General features: G+C 67.4%; 10 protein-coding genes and 3 rRNA genes. 11 read left to right on the top strand and 2 right to left on the bottom strand.

Annotated features, from left to right (window positions below; all coding sequences use genetic code 11):
• Positions 1-70 precede the first annotated feature (70 nt).
• From OG286_RS07545 to OG286_RS07535, 3 genes are all read left to right on the top strand, one after another.
• Positions 71-1,042 carry an NUDIX hydrolase gene (locus OG286_RS07545; protein ID WP_396324890.1) on the top strand — a complete coding sequence of 324 codons (972 nt, stop codon included), beginning with the start codon at positions 71-73 and terminating at the stop codon, positions 1,040-1,042.
• Between the two features lie 136 nt (positions 1,043-1,178).
• Positions 1,179-1,727, top strand: coding sequence for an NUDIX domain-containing protein (locus OG286_RS07540; protein WP_396324891.1), 549 nt, complete (start codon positions 1,179-1,181; stop codon positions 1,725-1,727).
• 154 nt (positions 1,728-1,881) lie between these two features.
• Positions 1,882-3,900 (top strand): acetoacetate--CoA ligase, encoded by a 2,019-nt coding sequence (locus OG286_RS07535; protein WP_396324892.1) that lies wholly within the window; start codon positions 1,882-1,884, stop codon positions 3,898-3,900.
• 92 nt (positions 3,901-3,992) lie between these two features.
• On the opposite strand, the gene ptsP is transcribed toward OG286_RS07535, so the two are convergent.
• Together ptsP and OG286_RS07525 are read right to left on the bottom strand one after the other, a co-directional pair.
• Positions 3,993-5,663 (bottom strand): phosphoenolpyruvate--protein phosphotransferase, encoded by a 1,671-nt coding sequence (gene ptsP, locus OG286_RS07530; protein WP_396324893.1) that lies wholly within the window; start codon positions 5,661-5,663, stop codon positions 3,993-3,995.
• Positions 5,664-5,956: 293 nt separating this feature from the next.
• On the bottom strand, positions 5,957-6,406 hold the full coding sequence (locus OG286_RS07525) for a PTS glucose transporter subunit IIA (RefSeq protein WP_396324894.1): 450 nt from the start codon (positions 6,404-6,406) through the stop codon (positions 5,957-5,959).
• Positions 6,407-7,078: 672 nt separating this feature from the next.
• On the opposite strand from OG286_RS07525, the gene OG286_RS07520 reads away from it, so the two are divergent.
• From OG286_RS07520 to OG286_RS07485, 8 genes are all read left to right on the top strand, one after another.
• Positions 7,079-8,602, top strand: a 16S ribosomal RNA gene (locus tag OG286_RS07520).
• Positions 8,603-8,883: 281 nt separating this feature from the next.
• A 23S ribosomal RNA gene (locus OG286_RS07515) occupies positions 8,884-12,005 on the top strand.
• Positions 12,006-12,090: 85 nt separating this feature from the next.
• A 5S ribosomal RNA gene (rrf, locus tag OG286_RS07510) occupies positions 12,091-12,207 on the top strand.
• Together the 16S, 23S and 5S rRNA genes form the textbook arrangement of a ribosomal RNA operon.
• Positions 12,208-12,304: 97 nt before the next feature.
• Complete coding sequence (pgsA, locus tag OG286_RS07505; RefSeq protein WP_396322593.1) at positions 12,305-12,913, top strand: CDP-diacylglycerol--glycerol-3-phosphate 3-phosphatidyltransferase; 609 nt, start codon at positions 12,305-12,307, stop codon at positions 12,911-12,913.
• Positions 12,914-13,036: 123 nt separating this feature from the next.
• Positions 13,037-15,532 (top strand): sugar phosphate nucleotidyltransferase, encoded by a 2,496-nt coding sequence (locus OG286_RS07500; RefSeq protein ID WP_396322592.1) that lies wholly within the window; start codon positions 13,037-13,039, stop codon positions 15,530-15,532.
• Between the two features lie 211 nt (positions 15,533-15,743).
• Positions 15,744-16,841, top strand: coding sequence for a DUF881 domain-containing protein (locus OG286_RS07495; protein ID WP_405362603.1), 1,098 nt, complete (start codon positions 15,744-15,746; stop codon positions 16,839-16,841).
• Positions 16,838-17,170 (top strand): small basic family protein, encoded by a 333-nt coding sequence (locus tag OG286_RS07490; RefSeq protein WP_030062488.1) that lies wholly within the window; start codon positions 16,838-16,840, stop codon positions 17,168-17,170. The genes OG286_RS07495 and OG286_RS07490 overlap by 4 nt, the downstream gene beginning before the upstream one ends.
• Positions 17,154-18,386, top strand: a complete 1,233-nt coding sequence (locus OG286_RS07485) for a DUF4573 domain-containing protein (RefSeq protein WP_405363864.1) — start codon at positions 17,154-17,156, stop codon at positions 18,384-18,386. Before OG286_RS07490 ends, OG286_RS07485 begins: the two co-directional genes overlap by 17 nt.
• Positions 18,387-18,534 lie beyond the last annotated feature (148 nt).

The following is an 18,534-nucleotide window of genomic DNA, read 5'->3' as shown; positions in this document are numbered from 1 at the left end:
GGTCGCTACGTTGTGCTCATCCCGAGAACGACGACGCCGTACCGGGCGCCACACCGGAAAGGAGCCGGCCATGGCCGTGGAGCAGCCCCCCGTCACCGCCGGCATGGACGAGCGCGCGTGGCTCGCCGCCTACGACCCACGCGCCTACACCCCGGTGGCCGTCACCGTCGACGTCGTCGCACTGACGCTGCGCCACGGCAGCCTCCACGTCCTGCTGGTCGAGCGCGCGGGCCCGCCGTACCAGGGCTCCTGGGCGCTGCCCGGCGGCTTCCTGCGGGCCGGCGAGGAGGGCCTCGACGAGGCCGCCGCCCGCGAGCTCGCCGAGGAGACCGGCCTGCACGGCAGCTCCGACGCCGAAGCCGCCCTCAGCCGCATCCACCTCGAACAGCTCGGTACCTACGGCGCCCCCGACCGGGACCCACGCATGCACGTCGTCTCGGTCGCCTACCTGGCCTTCGCCCCCGACCTGCCGGATCCTCAGGCCGGCTCGGACGCGGCGACGGCCGCCTGGCACCCCGTCACCGCCCTCGACCTCCGGCCGCCCACCGGCCGGTCACCAGCCGCCGGCGGGCCCGTCGACACCCACGGGGGTGGCGTCGACGGGCCCGCCGGCCCCTCCGCCGAGGCCGCGCAGCCCCACACCGCGCAGCCCCACACCGCGCAGCCCCACACCGAGGAGCCCGACGACGGCCGGCCCGCCCCCATCGCGCTGGCCTTCGACCACGCCCGCATCCTCGCCGACGGCCTGGACCGGGCCCGCGCCAAGATCGAGTACAGCCCGCTGGCCACCGCCTTTCTCCGGCACGACTTCACCATCCCCGAGCTGCGCGCCGTCTACGAGGCCGTCTGGGACGAGAAGCTCCACCCCGGCAACTTCCACCGCAAGGTCCTCTCCGTCCCCGGTTTCGTCGAGAGCACCGGCACCACCACCGAGCGCGGCGGCGCCCGCGGCGGCCCCCGCGCCCGCAACTACTGCGCCGGCGACGCCCAACTCCTCCACCCGGCCCTCCTCCGCCCCACCCGCGAGGACGAGATCCGCTGACCGGCGCCACCGGTCCCGTTCCCTGTGCCCTCCGACAGGCCCCAGTACCGGCCCGCCGGCGCACACCGCCCGGGACGATCCGACCAAGATCGGCGGAGCGCTGCCGCCGGCCACCCGGCGGCACTACCATCCGGCCATGACCACTCAAGAGGTGAGCAGGACGAGCAACCGGCCCAACTCCCACTGCCACTGGTGCGGCACGCCCTACCCGCCCGGCACCGAGGCCTGGCCCCGCACTTGCTCGGGCTGCTCCGAGATCAGCTACCGCAACCCGCTGCCCGTCGTCGTCACCCTCCTCCCGGTCACCCAGGAGAGCGCCGAGCCCAGCCTCGTCGTCATCCGCCGCACCATCGAGCCCGGCTACGGCGAACTCGCCCTGCCCGGCGGCTACATCGACTACGGCGAGAGCTGGCAGCAGGCCTGCGTCCGCGAACTCCGCGAGGAGACCGGCATCCTGGCCGACGCCGCCGATGTCACGCTGGTCGCCACCGACTCCGACACCAACGGCGGCTTCCTCTGCCTCTTCGGCCTGCTCCCCGCCCGCCCGCTGGCCGAACTCCCTCCCTCCAAGCCCACCGACGAGACCGACGGCTGGCAGCTCGCCACCCCGGAGACCCCACTCGTCTTCGCCTTCCACACCCGGGTCTCCCGAGCCTGGTTCAACGGCGAGTTCCCGCCGCGCTGACCGGCCACCGGCACCGGGCTGACCAGGCCCGCACCCCCGGGGCAGACCCTGGCGCACCGGGCGATCACATGGCAGGGTCTGCACCGACAGCCCCAACCGGACGGGCCCTGCCACAAGCACCCCCGTCCCATCCACCGGCCGGGAGACCACCACCGTGAGCACCCCACCCCAGGACCAGCCGCTCTGGCGCCCCACCCCCGCTCGCGCCGCCGCCACCACGCTCGTGGCCTTCCAGGCCTGGGCCGCCGAACACCACGGCGCCCCGGCCGCACCGCTCGCCCCCGCCGGCGACGACCAGCAGGCCGCCCGGCGCTACGCCGACCTGCACGCCTGGTCCACCGAAGACCTCGACCGCTTCTGGACCGCCGTCACCCAGTGGTTCGACGTCCGCTTCACCCAGGCCCCCGACGCCATCCTCGCCGACCCGGCCATGCCCGGTGCCCGCTGGTTCCCCGGCGCCCGCCTCAACTACGCCGAGCACGCCCTGCGCGCCGCCGAGGACCGGGCCAACGCCGACAAGCCGGCCATCCTCCACCTCGACGAGACCACCGACCACCCGGTCGCGCTCACCTGGGGCGAGCTCCGCCGCCAGGTCGGCTCCCTCGCCGCCGCCCTGCGCGCCCGCGGCATCGGCCCCGGCGACCGCGTCAGCGCCTACCTGCCCAACATCCCCCAGGCCGCCGTCGCCCTCCTCGCCACCGCCGCCGTCGGCGCCGTCTGGACCAGCTGTGCCCCCGACTTCGGTGCCCGAAGCGTCCTAGACCGCCTCCAGCAGATCGAACCCGCCGTCCTCTTCGCCGTCGACGGCTACCACTACGGCGGCAAGGACCACGACCGCACCGAGGTCGTCGCCGAACTCCGCCGAGAGCTCCCCACCCTGCACACCGTCGTCCACATCCCCCTGCTCGGCGGCCCCGCCCCCGAGGGCGCCCTGCACTGGGACGCCCTGGTGGCCGACGAGGTCGAGCCGGTCTTCGAACCCCTCCCCTTCGAGCACCCGCTCTGGGTCCTCTACTCCTCCGGCACCACCGGCCTGCCCAAGGCCATCGTCCAGAGCCAGGGCGGCATCCTGCTGGAACACCTCAAGCAGGCAGGCCTCCACCTCGACCTCGGCCCCGACGACCGCTTCCTCTGGTACACCTCCACCGGCTGGATGATGTGGAACTTCCTCCTCGCCGGCCTCCTCACCGGGTCAACGATCGTCACCTACGACGGCAGCCCCGGCCACCCCGACACCGGCGCCCTCTGGTCGGTCGCCGCCCGCACCGGTGCCACCGTCCTCGGCACCTCCGCGGCCTACGTCATCGCCAGCCGCAAGGCCGACCTCCACCCCGGCCGCGACCTCGACCTCTCCGCCGTCCGCTGCATCGGCACCACGGGCTCCCCGCTCCCGCCCGACGGCTTCCGCTGGATCTACGACGAGGTGAAGGACGACGTCTGGCTCGCCTCCGTCAGCGGCGGCACCGACGTCTGCTCCTGCTTCGTCGGCGGCGTCCCCACCCTCCCCGTCCACCTCGGCGAGATCCAGGCCCCCTGCCTCGGCGCCGCCGTCGAGTCCTGGGACGTCCAGGGCCGCCCGCTCACCGACGCCGTCGGCGAACTCGTCGTCACCAAGCCGATCCCGTCCATGCCCACCGGCTTCTGGAACGACCCCGACGGCGCCCGGTACCACGACAGCTACTTCGACATGTACCCCGGAGTCTGGCGCCACGGCGACTGGATCACCGTCACCTCGCGCGGCACAGTCGTCATCCACGGCCGGTCCGACTCCACTCTCAACCGCCAGGGCGTCCGGATGGGCTCCTCCGACATCTACGAGGTCGTCGAACGCCTGCCCGAGATCGCCGAATCCCTGGTCATCGGCCTGGAGGAGCCCGACGGCGGGTATTGGATGCCGCTCTTCGTCGTCCTCACCCCCGGCGCCACCCTCGACGACGACCTGACCGGCCGCATCCGCAGCTCGCTGCGCACCGAACTCTCCCCGCGCCACGTCCCCGACGAGGTCATCGCCGTCCGCGGCCTCCCGCACACCCTCACCGGCAAGCGCATCGAGGTCCCGGTGAAGCGCCTGCTCTCCGGCACCCCGCTGGAGCAGGCCGTCAACCCCGGATCCGTCGACAACCTCGACCACCTGCGCTTCTTCGAGCAGCTCCGCCGCGACCGCCAGGCCTGATCCGGGCACGACGAAGGGGCGCCCCCAGACGGCGGGGGCGCCCCTTCGAGATCTCCGGCTGCCGCCGCTCGTGCGGCGGGCGACTCGTGCTGCTACTCGCCGGACAGCACCTGCTGCGCCGCGGCCCGTGCCCCCTCGGCACTGTCCGCGGCCCGCGCCGCCTCGGCCGCCCGGCGGCACTGCGCCAGCGTGTACTTGGCCAGCGCGGTCCGCACGTACGGGATCGACGCCGCGCCCATGGAGAGGCTGGTGACACCGAGACCGGTCAGGACGACGGCCAGCAGCGGGTCGGAGGCGGCCTCGCCGCAGACACCGCAGCTCTTGCCGGTGATCTGCGCGGCCTCGGCCGAGAACGCGACCAGGTCCAGCAGCGCGGGCTGCCAAGGGTCCTGCAGCCGGGCCAGCGCACCCACCTGGCGGTCGGCGGCGAAGGTGTACTGGGCGAGGTCGTTGGTCCCCAGCGAGAGGAACTCCACCTCCTGGAGGATCGACCGCGCCCGCAGCGCCGCCGACGGAATCTCCACCATCGCGCCGTACTTGGCGCTCAGCCCGGCCTCACGACACGCGTCCGCGAAGTCCTTGGCGTCCTTGCGGTCGGCCACCATCGGGGCCATCACCTCAAGGTGCACCGGCAGGCCCTCGGCGGCCTTGGCCAGCGCGCGCAGCTGGGTCTGCATGACCTCGGGGTGCTCCATCAGCGTGCGCAGACCGCGCACACCGAGCGCCGGGTTCGGCTCGTCCGCCGGGGTCAGGAAGTCCAGCGGCTTGTCCGCGCCCGCGTCCAGGGCCCGGACGACGACCCGGCCCTCCGGGAACGCCTCCAGCACCTTGCGGTACGCCTCGACCTGCTTCTCCTCACTGGGCGCCTTCGCCGAGTCGTCCAGGAAGAGGAACTCGGTCCGGAACAGCCCGACGCCCTCGGCCCCGGCCTCCAGCGCGGCCGGCAGGTCGGCCGGGCCGCCCACGTTGGCCAGCAGCGGCACCCGGTGCCCGTCCGAGGTCTGCCCCGGACCGGAGGACGCGGCAAGCGCGGCCTTGCGCTCGGCGGCGATCCGGCGCAGCTCGTCCTGCTTCTCCTGAGACGGCTCCACCAGCACGTCGCCCGAGCTGCCGTCCACCGCGACGACGGTGCCCTCGGGGACATCGGTCGCCCCCGGCAGCGCCACCACGGCCGGCACGCCCATGGCCCGGGCCAGGATGGCGCTGTGGCTGGTCGGCCCGCCCTCCTCGGTCACGAAGCCGAGCACCAGCGTCGGGTCCAGCAGCGCCGTGTCGGCCGGCGCCAGGTCCCGGGCGAACAGAACGTAGGGCTCGTCGCTGTCCGGCACACCCGGCATCGGCACGCCCAGCAGCCGCGCCACGATGCGGTTGCGGACGTCGTCCAGGTCGGCGACGCGGCCGGCCAGGTAGTCCCCGGCCGACGCCAGCAGCGCACGGTAGGCGGCGAAGGCGTCGTAGATGCCGCGCTCGGCGCTGCTGCCAACGGCGATCCGGCGCGCGACGTCGGCCATCAGCTCCGGGTCCTGCGCCATCAGCGCCTGAGCCTCCAGCACGGCCTGGGCCTCGCCGCCGGCCAGGTTGCCGCGAGCGGTGAGGTCCGCGGCCACCGCCTCGACGGCCGCCTGGGCGCGGGCCTGCTCTCGGGGGGCGTCCTCGGTCGGGATCTGGGTGGCCGGCGGCTCCAGCACCGCCGTCCCCATGTGCCGTACCTGGCCGATCGCGACCCCGTGGCTCACACCCACGCCGCGTAGCGTCTTCTCCATAAGACCTTCTTCCGAGTGAACCACCGGCCTCCAGCCGGCAGGAGAAATCGACGTCTTGGGACCGAGGCCACGAACGGCGCCATACACCAGGGCCCTGCTCCCGGGCAGCGGTCAGGGCTTGGCCGTCATGAGGCTCGACACAGCCACGTGAGAAGCCCCCTGCAAGCAAAGAAGGGGGAGGAGTCACAGTGACTGTCTCCGTTGGCGCGCGAGACACCAGTAGTGCGGCCTGGTTGGCCGCAGTAGGCTGGGCGGCCCCGTCCAGCACGGGGTCCCGGTTCGGGTGACGGAGGTCAGCTCCAGCTGAACAGGGCGTCGCCCACGGCGACCTCCCCGTCCTCGCGGAGTCCGCCGAGCGAGTCGGCCGCAGCCTCCAGTGCGACGATCGGCGAGATCGGAGACTTCCCGGCGGCCTCGACGGCGGCCGGGTCCCACTTGATGACGGCCTGGCCGCGGGTCACCGTGTCGCCCTTGTTGACGAGCAGCTCGAAGCCCTCGCCGTTCAGCTGGACGGTGTCGATCCCGAGGTGCGTCAGCACACCGTGCCCATCCGCGTCCACCACGACGAACGCGTGCGGGTGCATGGAGACGACGACACCGTCCACCGGGGCCACGACCTCGGTCGGCTGGCGAACCGGGTCGATCGCGGTGCCGGGGCCGACCATGGCGCCCGAGAAGACCGGATCGGGCACGCCGGCGAGCCCGACGACACGGCCGGTCAGCGGCGACGTCACAGTGGTCATGGTTGAGCCTCCCAAGTGCGCAGTACAGCGAGCGGCCGCGAGCTGCGGCAGGACATCGGGTGAAGCCTAAATCATGTCAACTTCGGACATATGCTGACATTCCCGGGCGAAGAACCACGCCCCGTCCACCCAACTCGGCCGACATCTCAGCGACCGACAGTGGTCTAGTCCTCTTCACCGATGCGCCGCACTCTACAGGCATCTTGGCGGATCGGGACCATTGCTGTATATGCTCGCGAGAGCAACAAATCATGCCTCCGACCGGGTGATGCCGGGTGCGGCCCGGTTCGCGATCCAGCGCGGGACCCGCTATGGTTGGTCGAGTCGCCGCAAGTCGACGGTTAACAGCAGATTTCAGATGCGAAAAGCGCCGGAAAACGGAGCGGAAATCATCTGGTAAGCTGGAAACACGAAAGAACGAAGCGCCCGGAGGGCCCGCTGGAAGGCGGTCCGAAGGAAGTGTCCGTTCCTTGAGAACTCAACAGCGTGCCAAAAGTCAACGCCAGATATGTTGACATCCCCGGCTTCGGTCTTCTGATCGGGGTTGGAGATTCCTTTATGAAGTAAACACTAGCGAGGACGCAGTGCGCGGGATCACCCTATTCCGGTGGTTGCCGTGCCGCTCGACGCGAGTGCGGCTCGCGCTCTTAATTGAGCACTGACGAGCAGACATTCACGGAGAGTTTGATCCTGGCTCAGGACGAACGCTGGCGGCGTGCTTAACACATGCAAGTCGAACGGTGAAGCCCTTCGGGGTGGATCAGTGGCGAACGGGTGAGTAACACGTGGGCAATCTGCCCTGCACTCTGGGACAAGCCCTGGAAACGGGGTCTAATACCGGATATGACCTGGGACCGCATGGTTCTGGGTGTAAAGCTCCGGCGGTGCAGGATGAGCCCGCGGCCTATCAGCTTGTTGGTGGGGTAATGGCCTACCAAGGCGACGACGGGTAGCCGGCCTGAGAGGGCGACCGGCCACACTGGGACTGAGACACGGCCCAGACTCCTACGGGAGGCAGCAGTGGGGAATATTGCACAATGGGCGAAAGCCTGATGCAGCGACGCCGCGTGAGGGATGACGGCCTTCGGGTTGTAAACCTCTTTCAGCAGGGAAGAAGCGCAAGTGACGGTACCTGCAGAAGAAGCACCGGCTAACTACGTGCCAGCAGCCGCGGTAATACGTAGGGTGCGAGCGTTGTCCGGAATTATTGGGCGTAAAGAGCTCGTAGGCGGCCTGTCGCGTCGGATGTGAAAGCCCGGGGCTTAACCCCGGGTCTGCATTCGATACGGGCAGGCTAGAGTGTGGTAGGGGAGATCGGAATTCCTGGTGTAGCGGTGAAATGCGCAGATATCAGGAGGAACACCGGTGGCGAAGGCGGATCTCTGGGCCATTACTGACGCTGAGGAGCGAAAGCGTGGGGAGCGAACAGGATTAGATACCCTGGTAGTCCACGCCGTAAACGTTGGGAACTAGGTGTTGGCGACATTCCACGTCGTCGGTGCCGCAGCTAACGCATTAAGTTCCCCGCCTGGGGAGTACGGCCGCAAGGCTAAAACTCAAAGGAATTGACGGGGGCCCGCACAAGCAGCGGAGCATGTGGCTTAATTCGACGCAACGCGAAGAACCTTACCAAGGCTTGACATATACCGGAAACGGCTAGAGATAGTCGCCCCCTTGTGGTCGGTATACAGGTGGTGCATGGTTGTCGTCAGCTCGTGTCGTGAGATGTTGGGTTAAGTCCCGCAACGAGCGCAACCCTTGTTCTGTGTTGCCAGCATGCCTTTCGGGGTGATGGGGACTCACAGGAGACTGCCGGGGTCAACTCGGAGGAAGGTGGGGACGACGTCAAATCATCATGCCCCTTATGTCTTGGGCTGCACACGTGCTACAATGGTCGGTACAAAGGGCTGCGATGCCGCGAGGCGGAGCGAATCCCAAAAAGCCGGCCTCAGTTCGGATTGGGGTCTGCAACTCGACCCCATGAAGTTGGAGTTGCTAGTAATCGCAGATCAGCATGCTGCGGTGAATACGTTCCCGGGCCTTGTACACACCGCCCGTCACGTCACGAAAGTCGGTAACACCCGAAGCCGGTGGCCTAACCCGTAAGGGGAGGAGCCGTCGAAGGTGGGACCAGCGATTGGGACGAAGTCGTAACAAGGTAGCCGTACCGGAAGGTGCGGCTGGATCACCTCCTTTCTAAGGAGCAATATGCCGCTTGCAGGCGAATGTTCTGCACGGTTGCTCATGGGTGGAACGTTGACTATTCGGCACGAGTGAAGAGCACCTGCTAGTACTGCCTCCGGGCGTGGAAGACGGGCTTGCGATTGACTTGTGTCGGGCACGTTGTTGGGTCCTGAGGGAACGGCCGTATGGCTGTTGCTTCAGAGATGCCGGTCCCACTGAAGAGATCCGTTCGGGTCTTGGGGGTGGGTGACTGGTCGTTGTTTGAGAACTGCACAGTGGACGCGAGCATCTGTGGCCAAGTTTTTAAGGGCGCACGGTGGATGCCTTGGCACCAGGAACCGATGAAGGACGTGGGAGGCCACGATAGTCCCCGGGGAGCCGTCAACCAGGCTTTGATCCGGGGGTTTCCGAATGGGGAAACCCGGCAGTCGTCATGGGCTGTCACCCATACCTGAACACATAGGGTATGTGGAGGGAACGCGGGGAAGTGAAACATCTCAGTACCCGCAGGAAGAGAAAACAACCGTGATTCCGGGAGTAGTGGCGAGCGAAACCGGATGAGGCTAAACCCAGGTGGTGTGAGACCCGGCAGGGGTTGCCACTTGGGGGTCGTGGGATTTTTCTTGACCGGTCTGCCGGCCGGTCGGCGAGTCAGAAACCGTATGGATAGTCGAAGGACATGCGAAAGGTCCGGCGTAGAGGGTAAGACCCCCGTAGACGAAATCTGTGCGGCTCGTTTGAGAAACTCCCAAGTAGCACGGGGCCCGAGAAATCCCGTGTGAATCTGGCGGGACCACCCGCTAAGCCTAAATATTCCCTGGTGACCGATAGCGGATAGTACCGTGAGGGAATGGTGAAAAGTACCGCGGGAGCGGAGTGAAATAGTACCTGAAACCGTGTGCCTACAAGCCGTGGGAGCGTCGGGCATGCAGCTTGCTGTGTGTCTCGTGACTGCGTGCCTTTTGAAGAATGAGCCTGCGAGTTTGCGGTGTGTAGCGAGGTTAACCCGTGTGGGGTAGCCGTAGCGAAAGCGAGTCCGAATAGGGCGTTTGAGTTGCACGCCCAAGACCCGAAGCGGAGTGATCTAGCCATGGGCAGGTTGAAGCGGAGGTAAGACTTCGTGGAGGACCGAACCCACCAGGGTTGAAAACCTGGGGGATGACCTGTGGTTAGGGGTGAAAGGCCAATCAAACTCCGTGATAGCTGGTTCTCCCCGAAATGCATTTAGGTGCAGCGTCACGTGTTTCTTGCCGGAGGTAGAGCACTGGATAGGCGATGGGCCTCACCGGGTTACTGACCTTAGCCAAACTCCGAATGCCGGTAAGTGAGAGCGTGGCAGTGAGACTGTGGGGGATAAGCTCCATGGTCGAGAGGGAAACAGCCCAGAACACCGACTAAGGTCCCTAAGCGTGTGCTAAGTGGGAAAGGATGTGGAGTCGCAGAGACAACCAGGAGGTTGGCTTAGAAGCAGCCACCCTTGAAAGAGTGCGTAATAGCTCACTGGTCAAGTGATTCCGCGCCGACAATGTAGCGGGGCTCAAGCACATCACCGAAGTCGTGTCATTGCAGCAATACCCCCAACGGGGGCTGTGATGGGTAGGGGAGCGTCGTGTGCCGGGTGAAGCGGCGGTGGAAACCAGTCGTGGACGGTACACGAGTGAGAATGCAGGCATGAGTAGCGATACAAGAGTGAGAAACTCTTGCGCCGATTGACCAAGGGTTCCTGGGTCAAGCTGATCTGCCCAGGGTAAGTCGGGACCTAAGGCGAGGCCGACAGGCGTAGTCGATGGACAACGGGTTGATATTCCCGTACCCGCTTTGAAGCGCCAACGCTGAACCTCTTGATGCTAAGCCCGTGAAGCCGGCCCGGAGTCTTCGGACAATGGGACGTGGTGGAGCCGGTGACCCAATGGGGTAGTAGGTGAGCGATGGGGTGACGCAGGAAGGTAGTCCAGCCCGGGCGGTGGTTGTCCCGGGGTAAGGGTGTAGGACGAACGGTAGGCAAATCCGCCGTTCACATAGTCTGAGACCTGATGCCGAGCCGATTGTGGTGAAGTGGATGATCCTATGCTGTCGAGAAAAGCCTCTAGCGAGTTTCATGGCGGCCCGTACCCCAAACCGACTCAGGTGGTCAGGTAGAGAATACCGAGGCGTTCGGGTGAACTATGGTTAAGGAACTCGGCAAAATGCCCCCGTAACTTCGGGAGAAGGGGGGCCATTCCTGGTGACGGCACTTGCTGCCAGAGCTGGGGGTGGCCGCAGAGACCAGCGAGAAGCGACTGTTTACTAAAAACACAGGTCCGTGCGAAGCCGTAAGGCGATGTATACGGACTGACGCCTGCCCGGTGCTGGAACGTTAAGGGGACCGGTTAGCTCCATTTCGGTGGGGCGAAGCTGAGAACTTAAGCGCCAGTAAACGGCGGTGGTAACTATAACCATCCTAAGGTAGCGAAATTCCTTGTCGGGTAAGTTCCGACCTGCACGAATGGCGTAACGACTTCTCGACTGTCTCAACCATAGGCCCGGTGAAATTGCATTACGAGTAAAGATGCTCGTTTCGCGCAGCAGGACGGAAAGACCCCGGGACCTTTACTATAGCTTGATATTGGTGTTCGGTTCGGCTTGTGTAGGATAGGTGGGAGACTTTGAAGCAGCAACGCCAGTTGTTGTGGAGTCGTCGTTGAAATACCACTCTGGTCGTGCTGGATGTCTAACCTGGGTCCGTGATCCGGATCAGGGACAGTGTCTGGTGGGTAGTTTAACTGGGGCGGTTGCCTCCTAAAGGGTAACGGAGGCGCCCAAAGGTTCCCTCAGCCTGGTTGGCAATCAGGTGTTGAGTGTAAGTGCACAAGGGAGCTTGACTGTGAGACTGACGGGTCGAGCAGGTACGAAAGTAGGGACTAGTGATCCGGCGGTGGCTTGTGGAAGCGCCGTCGCTCAACGGATAAAAGGTACCCCGGGGATAACAGGCTGATCTTCCCCAAGAGTCCATATCGACGGGATGGTTTGGCACCTCGATGTCGGCTCGTCGCATCCTGGGGCTGGAGTAGGTCCCAAGGGTTGGGCTGTTCGCCCATTAAAGCGGTACGCGAGCTGGGTTTAGAACGTCGTGAGACAGTTCGGTCCCTATCCGCTGTGCGCGTAGGAGTGTTGAGAAGGGCTGTCCCTAGTACGAGAGGACCGGGACGGACGAACCTCTGGTGTGCCAGTTGTCCTGCCAAGGGCATGGCTGGTTGGCTACGTTCGGGAGGGATAACCGCTGAAAGCATCTAAGCGGGAAGCCTGCTTCGAGATGAGCACTCCCACCTCCTTGAGAGGGTAAGGCTCCCAGTAGACGACTGGGTTGATAGGCCGGATATGGAAGCCCTGTGAGGGGTGGAGTTGACCGGTACTAATAGGCCGAGGGCTTGTCCTCAGTTGCTCGCGTCCACTGTGTTGTTCTGAAACAACGACCCCCATGCCTGGTCACGGTATGGGTGCGGCCGACAGTTTCATAGTGTTTCGGTGGTCATAGCGTGAGGGAAACGCCCGGTTACATTCCGAACCCGGAAGCTAAGCCTCACAGCGCCGATGGTACTGCAGGGGGGACCCTGTGGGAGAGTAGGACGCCGCCGAACAATTCTTCGAGAGAAGCCCCCGCCGGGGAACCGGACGGGGGCTTTTCTGTTGTAAGGTCAACGTGCAAAGTCGTCACACGGTACAGGAGGCCCCCGGGTGGAGGTCCAGGAGACGCGGGTCCAGACCGATCGCGTCCTCACCATCCCCAACCTGCTGAGCATGGGCCGGCTGGTCGGTGTTCCGCTGTTCCTCTGGCTGATTCTCTGGCCGGTGTTCGGCGGGCCGAACAATGACGGCTGGGCGTTGCTGATCCTGATGCTGAGTGGCATCAGTGACTACCTGGACGGAAAGCTGGCCCGCAGGTGGGGGCAGATCAGCCGGGTCGGCCAGCTGCTCGACCCGCTGGCGGACCGTCTCTATGTGCTGTCCACGCTGGTCGGTCTGACCTGGCGTGAGATCCTGCCGTGGTGGCTCACGGCGATCCTGCTGGCCCGTGAACTGTTTATCGCGGCGCTGCTTCCCATTCTCAACCGGCACGGCTACGGGCCGTTGCAGGTGAGTTTCCTGGGGAAGGCCGCGACGTTCAATCTGATGTACGCCTTTCCGCTTCTGCTGCTCGGCACCGTCGCACGGCCGGCCGAGGTCGTCAGCTGGGCCTTCATCTGGTGGGGGACCACGCTCTACTGGTGGGCCGCCATTCTTTACGCGGTGCAGGCGCGACAGATCGTCCGGGGCGTCTCGGCCTCCTCGGCGTCCACAGTCTGAGACGCGATCTGAGAGAAGTCCCACGGCGACACGGTGCGTCGGACGATATCTTCCGGGTAGAGAACCTCTGGAACGGTTTGATGGACCTGCAGGTCCACCACCGCGAAGGAGGACGCACCCGTAATGAAAGCCGTTGTAATGGCAGGGGGCGAAGGCACCCGACTCCGCCCGATGACCTCCAGCATGCCGAAGCCGCTGCTTCCCGTGGCCAACCGCCCGATCATGGAGCACGTGCTGCGGCTGCTGAAGCGGCACGGCCTCTCCGACACCGTCGTCACCGTGCAGTTCCTGGCCTCGCTGGTCAAGAACTACTTCGGTGACGGCGAAGAGTTGGGTATGCATCTGACATATGCGAACGAGGAGACGCCGCTAGGCACTGCGGGGAGTGTCAAGAACGCCGAGGACGCGCTCAAGGACGACTCCTTTCTGGTGATCTCCGGCGACGCGCTGACCGACTTCAACCTCTCGGAATTGATCGAGTTTCACCGTAGTAAGAACGCCCTGGTCACCGTCTGTCTCACCCGAGTGCCGAATCCCCTGGAGTTCGGCATCACGATCACCGACGACGAGGGGCGCGTCGAGCGCTTCCTGGAGAAGCCGACCTGGGGGCAGGTCTTCTCCGACACGGTGAACACCGGGATCTACGTCATGGAACCCGAGGTCTTCGACTACGTGGCGGCGGGGGAGTCCGTCGACTGGTCGAGCGACGTGTTCCCGCAGTTGCTCAAGGAGGGCAAGCGGGTCTACGGGTACGTGGCCGAGGGCTACTGGGAGGACGTGGGCACCCACGAGAGCTATGGCAAGGCCCAGGCGGACGTCCTGGAGGGCAAGGTCGACGTCGAGCTCGACGGGTTCGAGATCTCTCCGGGCGTCTGGGTGGCCGAAGGGGCCGAGGTGGACCCGGAGGCGGTGCTCCGCGGGCCGCTGTACATCGGGGACTACGCCAAGGTCGAGGCCGGCGTGGAGATCCGCGAGCACACCGTGCTCGGCAGCAATGTCGTCGTGAAGCGCGGCGCCTTCCTGCACAGGGCGGTCATCCACGACAACGTCTACGTCGGGCCGCAGAGCAATCTGCGGGGGTGCGTGGTCGGGAAGAACACCGATGTGATGCGGGCCGCGCGGATCGAGGACGGAGCGGTGATCGGGGACGAGTGCCTGATCGGCGAGGAGTCGATCATCGCGGCCAACGTCCGGGTCTACCCGTTCAAGACCATCGAGGCCGGCGCGGTCGTCAACACTTCGGTGATCTGGGAGTCCCGCGGCCAGGAGCACCTCTTCGGGCTGCGCGGCGTCTCGGGCATCCTCAACGTCGAGATCACGCCCGAGCTGGCCGTGCGGCTGGCGGGCGCGTACGCGACCACGTTGAAGAAGGGGGCGACCGTCACCATCGCGCGTGACCACTCGCGTGGTGCGCGTGCGCTCAAGCGGGCGATGATCTCGGCGCTCCAGACCAGCGCGATCGACGTCCGCGACCTCGAGAACGTGCCGATGCCGGTGGCCCGGCAGCACACCGCGCGGGGGAGCGCCGGCGGGATCTTCCTGCGGACCACGCCCGGGGTGCCGGACTCGCTGGACATCCTCTTCTTCGACGAGCGCGGCGCCGACCTCTCGCAGGCCGGGCAGCGCAAGCTGGACCGCGTCTACGCGCGCCAGGAGTACCGGCGCGCTTTCCCGGGAGAGATCGGCGACCTGACCTTCCCGTCCAGCGTGTTCGACTCCTACGCGGGAAACCTGCTGCGGACGATCGACACCACGGGTGTCCGCGAGGCCGGGCTGAAGGTGGTCGTGGACACCGCGCACGGCAGTGCCGGGCTCGTTCTGCCGAGCATCCTCGGCCGGCTCGGGGTGGAGGCGCTCACCGTCTCCAGCGGCCTGGACGAGTCACGGCCGACCGAGGACGCCGAGGAGCGCCGGGCGGGGCTGGCCAGGCTGGGCGAGCTGGTGGCGTCCTCCCGGGCGGCCTTCGGAGTGCGCTTCGACCCGGTGGGTGAGCGGGTGGCCTTCGTGGACGAGCTGGGCCGGGTGATCGACGACGACCGGGCGCTGCTGGTGCTGCTCGACCTGGTCGCGGCGGAGCGCCGCAGCGGGCAGGTCGCACTGCCGGTGACCACCACGCGGATCGCCGAGCAGGTGGCGGCGTACCACGGCACCCAGGTCATCTGGACCACGACCACGCCGGACGACCTGGCCAAGGCGGCCGCCACCGAGGGCACGGTGTTCGGCGGGGACGGGCGCGGAGGCTTCGTCGTCCCCGAGTTCAGCGGTGTGCTGGACGGTGCGGCGGCGTTCGTCCGGCTGGTCGGGCTGGTGGCCCGGACCCAGCTCACGCTGAGCCAGATCGACGCGCGCATCCCGCAGGCGCATATCCGGCGTCGGGACATCGCGACGCCGTGGGCGGCGAAGGGCATGGTCATGCGCTCGGTGGTGGAGGCGGCCGGCAACCGGCGGCTCGACACCACGGACGGCGTCCGGGTGGTCGAGGCGGACGGCCGGTGGACGCTGGTGCTGCCGGACCCGGCCGAGGCGGTCACCCACCTCTGGGCGGAGGGCCCGGACGACGAGGCGACCGAGGCGTTGCTGGACGAGTGGGCGGCGGTGGTCGACGGCGCCGGCCGGTGACCGCCGGGTGATCCCCGGCCGACTCCGGGAGGGCGGGGCGGGGCGGCGAGTGCCGCCCCGCGCCGCTCGTCCGCCCATCGGCGGATCTGCCTGACCTCCGATTGCCCGGTTGTCCGTTTTGGAGGCCTTGATGGTGATCCGTCGCTTCTGGTGACTGCGCAGGTCAGGGGGAGTGCACAGGCCCCTCCGTCGACGTGGGACGATGGTCCGCATGCCAGCGACGCCGACGCCGAGTGCCAGCAACGGACGGTTCAACCGTCCGGACGCCTCGATGTCCTTGCTGACCAACGTGATGGACCACGGTCTGGACGAGGGCTACGCCGAGGCGGCCGCGGCGCGGGGCGGTGACCGCGACAGCCGGATACCCGGCACGGTCCGGGGCCTGCTGACGCTGGGCGCCGGGCTGGCCCTGGTCGGGGCGGTGGTGACGGTCGGCGCGGTGAACGCGCACAAGGCGGAGCCGACGCTCGCCAAGGAACGCGACGCGCTGATCCACCGGATCAACGACAGCAACGGGTCGGCGGACCGCCTGCAGAAGCAGGTGCAGGACCTGCGGCGGAAGGTCGACAGTACGCAGCAGCAGGCGCTGGCCCCGGGGGACGGCGACCCGGCCGCCCTGGCGGGCGCGGTGGGCCTGGCCGAGGTCACCGGCCCGGGGGTCAAGCTCGTCCTGGAGGACGCGGCCGGTACCGGCGCCGGCGGGAACGTCGATCCGCGCGCCGGGCAGGGGTTCTCCAACAGCGGCCGGCTGCGCGACCGGGACCTCCAGCTGGTGGTGAACGGGCTCTGGGAGTCCGGCGCCGAGGGCATCTCGATCAACGGGCAGCGGCTCACCGCACTCTCGGCGATCCGCGCCGCGGGCGAGGCGGTGCTGGTGGACAACCGGCCGCTCGTCCCGCCGTACAGCGTGCAGGCGCTCGGCGACGGCACCAAGCTGGTCGGCGCCTTCGAGAACAACATGGCGGGCCAGTACCTACGTCTGCTGCAGGAGAAGTACGGCATCAAGTCGACGCTGTCCGCGCAGAAGAAGCTGACGCTGCCCGCGGCGGTGGGCGTCACCCTGCGGACTGCCCAGCCCGCCACGCCGGAGCCCTCGCCCTCGGCGAGCCCGTCCGCCACTGCCCCGAGCGCCGCGGCGTCCGGCGGGTCGCCGAGCCCCTCCGCGAGCACGTCGCCGTCGGCCACGCCGACCCCGCAGAGCTCCGGGAAGCGCACGCCGAGCGGCTCCGCCAAGACCACCACAGCCCACTCGCCCATGGCGACCACGAGCGGGTCGTCCACCGCAGGGACAGGAGCAGCCAGACCGTGATTGCCGTACTTGGTCTCGTGATCGGGGTGGTCGTCGGACTCTTCGTCCAGCCCGAGGTGCCGGACGCCGTAGTGCCGTACCTTCCGATCGCGGTGGTCGCGGCGCTCGACGCCGTGTTCGGCGGTGTCCGGGCGATGCTGGACGGGATCTTCAACGACAAGGTGTTCATCGTCTCCTTCCTCTCCAACGTGGTGGTCGCGGCGCTGATCGTCTTCCTCGGGGACCAGCTGGGGGTCGGATCGCAGCTGTCCACCGGTGTGGTCGTCGTCCTGGGTATCCGCATCTTCTCCAACGCCGCTGCGATCAGGCGCCATGTCTTCCGCGCCTGAGCCGGGCCGCGGTGAGGCGGCGGAGGAGAAGACCGGGGACGGAGCGGCGGGAGAAGGCGTGCGCGAGAACGGCAGCGCGGAGCGGGAGGCGGCTTCGGGGACGGAGAAGCCGCTGCGGAAGCCTGCGGAGGCTGCCGGGCCCGTCGAGGCCGTGACGCCTGTCGAGCCCGTCGAGGCGGTGCAGCCTTCCGAGCCGGTGGGGGCGGTGCAGCCTTCCGAGCCGGTGGGGGCGGTGGAGGCTGCCGAGCCGGTGGAGGCCGTGGCGCCTGTCGAACCGGTGAAGCCGGTGGAGCCGTTGAAGGAGAAGGAGAAGGCGGAACCGGTCGAGGCGGCGCGTCCGCAGGCCGGGGAGGTCAGGAAGACCGAGGGGGGCGAGCGGAAGCCGGACGGGGAGCAGCAGAAGCCTCAGGCTGAGGTGGAGGAACCGGAGGTCGCGGCGGCGCCCGCCGAGGCCGCCGAGCCGGCGCCCGCCCCGCAGGACGCCGACCGCGGTGCGGGCCGGCGCCGGCTGAAGGCGGCGCTCTGGCCGCCGCGGCTGTCGCGGGGCCAGCTGGTCGTGGCGCTGCTGCTGTTCTCGCTCGGCCTGGCGCTGGCGATCCAGGTCCGCTCGACCAACGACCACCACAGCCAGCTGCGCGGCGCACGTCAGGAGGATCTTGTCCGGATCCTCGACGAACTGGACGGCCGTCAGCAGCGTCTCCAACAGGAGAAGGCGGAGCTGGAGCAGTCCCTGGCCAAGTTGGAGAACAGTTCCAACCAGGCCAAGGAAGCCCAGGAACAGACCAGGAAGAAGGTGACGGAACTCGGTGTGCTCGCGGGAACCGTCAAAGCCACTGGTCCGGGCATCGTACTCACTGTCGATGATCCCCAAGGGCAGGTGAAGGCGGATATGCTGCTGGACACCCTGCAGGAACTCCGAGCGGCGGGGGCGGAGGCGATTCAGATCAACGATGTGCGCGTGGTGGTCAACACCTACTTCACGGACCTGTCCGGTGGCGGTGTGCAGATCGACGGCAAGAAGGTCTCGCAGCCCTATCGCTTCACCGTCGTGGGGAACCCGCAGGACCTCACACCCGCGCTGAACATCCCGGGAGGTGTGGTCCGTACCCTGGAGAGTCATCAGGCCCGGGCGACCATCTCCCAGCAGCAGAAGGTGGTCGTCGACGCCCTCGTCGATCTGAAGACGCCGCAGTACGCCAAGCCGGCTCCGAAGTGACGGGGCACCGGCCGAACGGCCCCTCACCTGCGGGCGGCCCCCGGTGCGGGGGGTCGTCGCCGCGTGGGCGAGACTGGTCCACACCAGCACATACCGGAGCACCACACGTCGGAGTACCACTCCAGCCGGCCCGGTCCGAGACCGGGCC

Origin of the sequence: Kitasatospora sp. NBC_00039 (genome assembly GCF_045160625.1) — a bacterium.
In the GTDB taxonomy this organism is placed as follows: domain Bacteria; phylum Actinomycetota; class Actinomycetes; order Streptomycetales; family Streptomycetaceae; genus Kitasatospora.
The sequence above is the reverse complement of the archived record's forward strand: the minus strand, read 5'-3'. Positions and strand labels throughout refer to the sequence as shown.